Here is a 7,097-nt window from a genome sequence, read left to right on the forward strand (position 1 = left end):
AACCGTATTACCCTATTGAACTACCACATCTAACTGAGGGATATCATCATGGTAGACATTCGGATTAACACCAACGGACTCACTCCGTCCCAGTTCTTCCTCCCCGAACTCACAACTGAAATCCTTGAAGGAGCCAATGAACTCTCCCTCCAGTTAGAACCCCGTGAATACACCTTTCAGATTCCGCAACATCTGGGTCTCGCCGCCAGCTTCAAATTCCAAATCACCCCCAATGGACTGATTGACTACGATCCGATCCATACATTTCTCCGTGGACGTGGCACCACAACCCTGACTGTGCAGGGCTTCCCCATCACTTTTGCCTTCGACGCAAGATCTCCCCTGTCCCACGATCTGATGCTCAATGGGGCTAAGGATGTTATCCTCTCCCGCACGCAAACCCACCACTCATTAAACCTCATCCCCGGTACAGGCTATAGTTTTCGAGCCACGCCAGACACAATTGCTGACTTCTCGTTTCACGTAGACCCCAACGGCGAAGTTAAGATCGCTGAACAGTACAAAGATTTTGCCAAAACGGACGGAAACACCCTGACCATCTCTGGCTATTCCATCACGATCGATGGACGTGCCTTGTCCCATGATCTCAGGATGTATCTGGTGGGCAATGATGCCATTCTGCCCCACACTCAGCCCCATCCATTAACCCTCATTCCAACCGCAGGCTATACATTTTGGTCAAACTTTAGGACACTCATGGATTTCCGATTTGACCTGAGCATCAGCGGGGAGATTCTCCTCAACCAACCTTACAGAGACTTGGCCACAGTCCAAGAACGAACCTTGACGCTCCGGGGCCATCGCATCACCCTTGACGCCCAAGCCTTCTCCTATGATCTGCAATTGTCTGTCGTCGGCGATCGCAATACCTTACCCCGAGGTCAACGCCATGAGTTAACCCTGATGCCTTCAGCTAGATATTCATTTGAACCCACCCTTGGCGTTCCTGCAAATTTTGAGTTTGATCTCGATGTCAGTGGACAGATCGCGATCAATTCCCGCTACAAAGACTTTGCCGTGGCTCAGGAGCGATCGCTCCTCCTCAGGCATCTTGTCCAAGAAGTTGAAGAATCTTTGCGTACCGTCAGTGGACGCATCTCCCTCGATAATGGTCAGCCCTTGAAAAATATGATTGTCCGCGCCTTTCATGAAGGTGAGCAGGCAACCGTGCGGTTGGGCGAAGATAGTTCTGATGCGGAAGGACGCTACACCATCCGGTATGAGCCATTGCCCGGAATCACCCGCCTAATTTTACGTGTGATCGTCAGTGATGCCCAACGCAATGAATTGAAATCTTCCGATCGGATACAAACAGATCAGCCCCTCACGATTGTGAACTTGATCGTGCCCCAGTTGCGAGCCGTCACCTATCAAGTAACGGGAAAAGTGAGCAGTCCGGTGAGTGCTGGAGTGGAGGGTTTGCGCGTTCTCGTTGTGGATAAGGCCGTCGGAGAAGATGTCACACTGGTCGCAACGACTACTCAGTCCGATGGTGCCTATCAAGCGACCTTTCCAGATACTCTTATCCGCCAACGGGGTAAAACCCAGCCTGACTTGCAAGTGCGCGTTTTTCAGGGCGATCGCTTCTTGGCCGCATCGGAAGTTCGCTACAATGCCTCCCCGTCAGAGACCCTGAATGTGTTTTTAGATCACGTTCCGCCCTCTGCGCTTCAGTCGGAATATGAGATATTGCTCCATAGTCTGGCCCCCCACTTTCAGGGACATCTCCGCGATCTTCAGGAAACAGACACTCGCCATGATATTACCTATCTCGCCAATAAAACCGGATGGGATGCTCGTGCGGTAGCGATCGCAGCCCTGGCGGATGAATTCAGTACTCGGAGCCAGATTCAGCCTGCCTTTTTCTATGCGCTGTTTCGCGCTGGATTGTCTGCCAACAATGATGCGGTTTACCAAATCGATGCCAAAACAGTCGAAAGAATCTGGAAGCAAAGTATTCAGCAAGGCGTGATTCCAGCAACGTTAGAAGCTGAAGTCCCCCAGGCTATACAGCGATTCCAAGAACTATTTGTGCAGCGATCGTTGGACGCACCAGCTATCACGGGAGTTTCTTCTCTCAAAGAGATGTTAAGCAGTGCCCATATACATGATGAGGATCATCAAAAGGAATTTGTCACGCTGTATGCCCAGCATCAAGATAATCTGTCTGAATTTTGGAAAGCCATCCGAACTAATCAGAATTTAGCGCCAGTTGCCCAGCGGTTACAAATCGACGGACAGTTAGCCTATTTGACGCTGAACAATGCGCCTCTGATCCAAAAGCTACACACTCAGGTGGGCAATCCCAACGAACTCACCACTCCCCTCAGCCTGATTGAGCATGGCTACTACCAAGCAGAACCCTGGGAAACGATCGTCGAAGGAGGTGCTATTCCAACCGAGATTCCAGGCCAGGGAGACGAGCAGAAAAAACAATATGCTGAGTTAATGGCTGCCCATTTGCGACTCAGCTACCCAACAGCCGTCGTCGCTCAAATGGTGAGAACGGATGAAACCCCGCTGCAAAATCCCCTGAGGAAGGATGACGTGAGTCACTTACTCATGACTCACCAGGGTCAATTTGAAATTGGGATGCAACCCATCGAACAGTTCGCTCTCCAAAACAATCTGCAAATTGCGCCGGACGTGATCCAGGAAGTGACCCGAATTCAGCGGGCCCATCAAATCACTTCGAGCGATCGCGCCATGAATATTTTGCTAAACCATGATCTGGACTCAGCCTATAAGGTTGTTCAATACAGTCAAGCCGACTTTGTTCAGCAATTTAAGGATGAATTAGGAGGCGAAGCCAAAGCGATTTTAGTCCATGCGAAAGCACAGCAAGTGCATAACACGGTTTTGAATATTGCCGTGTCCTATTTAACCGGACGCAATGCGATTGCGATTGGCTCTAATCCTGAGGCCCGGATTATTGATACGCCCTACCTGTCGCAACCGGCAATTGCGGCGGCCAACGCGACGGATGTGATTGCCTATCCCACCTTAGAAAAACTATTCGGTGAGATGGACTATTGCGCGTGTGACCATTGCCGATCGATTTTGAGTCCAGCCGCCTATTTAGTGAATCTGCTTCAGTTTTGCGATCGCCCCCCCGAAAAAGAACAGGCCAATAATCAAAATAGCCAAAACCCACAAACGGTTCTCCTCCGTCGTCGCCCTGATATTGAGCACCTCCCGCTCACCTGTGAAAACACCAACACGCCACTACCCTATATTGATATTGTCAACGAAACCCTGGAGTATTTCATCACCCATAATCTCAATCTGGCCAACTATACAGGTCACGACATCAAGGGAGATGTCACATCAGAAGAACTGTTAGCCAGCCCTCAATTTGTCAGCGCAACCGCGTATCAAATCCTGGCCGGAAATTCACTACAAGACGGCCCACTCCCACTCTTGCCCCCAATGCCGCCCTTACCGTTCCATCAACCGTTGGAATACCTGCGTCGGTATTTCAATCAATTTGAAATACCCTTACCGACGGTCATGCAGGCACTGCGTAAAACGGATAATTTGGAGCCTGTTGATCCAACCACCTATGGTTGGCGAGATATTTTGATGGAAGAACTGCACCTTTCTCACCCTGAGTATGCACGCTTGAGCGATCGCACCCTCTCCCTCTATACGCTTTATGGCTATCATCCAGACACCCCAGAAGCTGAGATTCTCTCCACTCTAGCAAACGTGAAAGCCTTCACACGACGGGTTGGAATTTCCTATGAAGAGATTATCGAAATTATCCAAACGCGCTTTGTTAATCCTAACGCCCATTTAATTCCCAAATTAGAGCGGTTATACATGACGTCTACGACCTTAAAAGCCTTTAAAGAGGGTTTGATTTCAGATGATGAGTTTGACAAACTCCTCCCAACGGGATTGGATGCCAATCAATACGGAGGAGACATCAAGGCATGGGTCAGAAATGATCAGAACTATGCCAAAATCATGGGCTTAATCACCTTAACCAATCCCACTACTATTGACGATCTATCTCGATTCGATGTGCTGGAATTTCGCTACGCCAATCCGGATCATGACAATAACGGTATTCGTGCCTTTGAATTTGTTCGGTTGATTCGCTTCATTCACCTGTGGAAAAAATTAGGGTGGACGATCGCCCAAACCGATCAAGCGATCGCCGCTCTATATCCTGCCGATCAGACTCCCAATGATCCAGATGATGCGGTCAACTTGCAACGGTTGGATGCCGGATTTCGGGTTTTATTGCCCAGATTAGGCATTATCCAACAAGTGATGCGGACCCTCAACCTCAGCCTAACCAAAGACTTATTGCCGCTCTTAGCCTGTTTCTCGCCGATTGATACCTTTGGCAAGTCTCTGTACCATCAAATGTTTCTCAATCCAGCCCTACTGAAACAAGATCCCATCTTTGCTGACGATGGCTACGGCAATTTTCTCACCCATCCAGCCGACATCGGAGACCATATCGAAGCGCTACGCGCCGCTCTTCAACTAACCGAAGATGAACTCCGCCAAATTATGGCGGACCTCAGTTACACCGACACGACACCCCTCTCCTTGGACACCCTCAGCGCCATTTTCCGACGGGGTTGGCTGGCGCATACCCTGAAACTCAGTCTGCGTGAGTTCCTGCTCTTGACCCAATTCACAGGGTTAGATCCCTTTGCAGCCCCCGATCCCGTTCACCCCCCAATCCAGCGCCTGATTCAATGGGTACGGCAATTGCAAACGTTGGCGGTGAAACCAGTTCAAGTCCTTTATTTGATTTGGAATCAAGATATCACAGGCAAGGCGGTTCCCAGAAATAGCGAACTTCTAGGCTTTGCCCGCAGTCTCCGATCGGCACTCACCGAGATCGAACGTGAATACATCCTCACCGATGATCCAGAAGGTCAAATTGCCCGTTCTCGCATGGCCCTAGTGTATGGGAGTCAGAACACGGATTTGTTCTTCAGTTTTTTGGAGAATACATTTGTCAGTACGGTTCCCTATGGTCATCCTCAGGACACCTTGGCGGAGGCGATCGTTAATGCTACGGCCAACCGTATCACCTACGATAATTTCCGTAAGCAGTTGTCTTTCACCGGCATTTTAACGTCAACCCTACGGGATGCCCTCAATGCTGTTCCCGATGTCTCTTCCCAGTTTAGAACGGCGATCAATGACCTATACCGAGCCAATCAAAACGTTATTCAACCCTTTTTCGATCGCTATCCAGAATTACACCCCCACTATGTCGCTTACACTACCTCAAATGAGTCTATTGAAAAGAAGCGTGCGAATTTACTCGCTAGCATCCTGCCCGCGTTAAAACGGCAGCGCAAACAGCAGCAAGCCCTACAATTGATCAGTGCCACCACCACCGTAGAGGCAGAATTTGCCACGGCATTGCTGGCGAATCCGTTGGTGTTACATGCCAACGCAGACCCAGTTCAACCTGCCATGGTCGATTTATTAGCATTAGAGATTCCCAACAGTTTAACCCATGCTTGGAATGGCTACTTAGAGACTCCAGAGAATGGACTCTACAATCTCGCCATTGATGCCGGGGAAGGCGCGACTGTCACCTTGACGCTAGATGGATCTGCGATCGCCCTGACCCAAAACGCGACCCTATGGCGAAACGCTCAACCCCTACAGTTCAGGGCTGGCACTCTCTACAAACTGGCTCTAGCGGTTGAGAACTTACAAGGTTCCTTAAAAGTAAGCTGGCAAACCCTAGGGCGGGGTTGGGAAGTGATTCCAGCAGACTATCTCTATGCCGATGCGGTGATAACTCCGTTGCAGGCAACCTATCTGCACTTTCTCAAGGTGACCAATCTGGCAATCGTCCTCAAACTCACCCCCCAGGAAATCGCCTATCTGGGTGCCCACGCAGATTATCACATCGATGGACAAGGCTGGCTGAACCATCTCTCCACAGCGGGAAATCCGAACGCCGTTCACTTGCCTGCCCTACACCAGGGATTAACGGCACTCCTGGATTTTGCCCACCTCAAAGCTGAATTATCCCCCGATGATCAGCGCTTACTCAGGGTGCTGACCGATCCGATCGCAGCAGCCCAACCCGAACCCGATCAGAGGCTGGAGGATTGCGTGCTGTTTCGGCTCACCGGTTGGCAACCGCGATCGCTGGAGGTACTGCTGCAACATCTGGGGTTGGCGATTGCCGATCTCACCCATCTGCACACCTTCCGCCGTATCTTTGATGCCTATGCCCCACTGCACAGACTCAAGATTTCCGCCGCTGCCCTGATCAAGGCAACGACGAATGAACCGACAGCGACCACTGTGCGCGATTTACAAGCGGCTTTACGTGCCCGCTATGACGAAAGTGCCTGGTTGAACGTGCTCAAGCCCATCAATGACGAAATGCGCGGGCTACAACGGGATGCATTGGTTGCCTACATTCTGCATCAAATGCGATCGCATCCCAACACCGCCCACATCAACACCCCCGATAAGCTGTTTGAATATTTCCTCATGGATGTGCAGATGGAACCCTGTATGCAAACCTCGCGCATTCGTCATGCCATTTCTTCGGTTCAGCTTTTTATCGAACGCTGCTTGATGAACCTGGAACCCAGTGTCTGCGCCGCTTCCATCAATGCCAAACAGTGGACTTGGATGAAGCGCTACCGAGTCTGGGAAGCCAATCGCAAAGTCTTCTTGTATCCCGAAAACTGGCTAGAACCAGAACTGCGAGACGATCAATCCCCATTTTTCAAAGAAGCCATGAGCGAACTGCTCCAGGGCGACATCACCGAAGATCGGGCCGCCACGACCTTGCTCAACTATCTGGCCAAGTTAGAAGAAGTAGCCAAACTCGAACCCTGTGGTATTCACTTTGTAGAAAATGATGTGACGAAACTGGAGGATGATGTTGCCCATGTGGTTGCCCGCACTGCCGGAGCCAACCGCAAATACTTCTATCGTCGCCGTGAGTTTCGCTCCTGGACACCCTGGGAACAGATCAAGCTGGATATCGAAGATAATCCAGCCATTCCCGTGGTTTGGAACGATCGCCTGTTCTTGTTCTGGCTACGTATTGTTAAGCAGCCTCTACTCGA

At 50.4% G+C, this 7,097-nt stretch carries 1 protein-coding gene; it reads left to right on the plus strand.

Annotated features, from left to right (window positions below):
* Positions 1-48 precede the first annotated feature (48 nt).
* Positions 49-7,097 (plus strand): neuraminidase-like domain-containing protein (locus H6G21_RS16320; protein WP_199307266.1); only part of this gene is annotated, 7,049 nt, incomplete at its 3' end.

Source organism: Alkalinema sp. FACHB-956, from assembly GCF_014697025.1.
Lineage (GTDB): Bacteria > Cyanobacteriota > Cyanobacteriia > Leptolyngbyales > Leptolyngbyaceae > Alkalinema.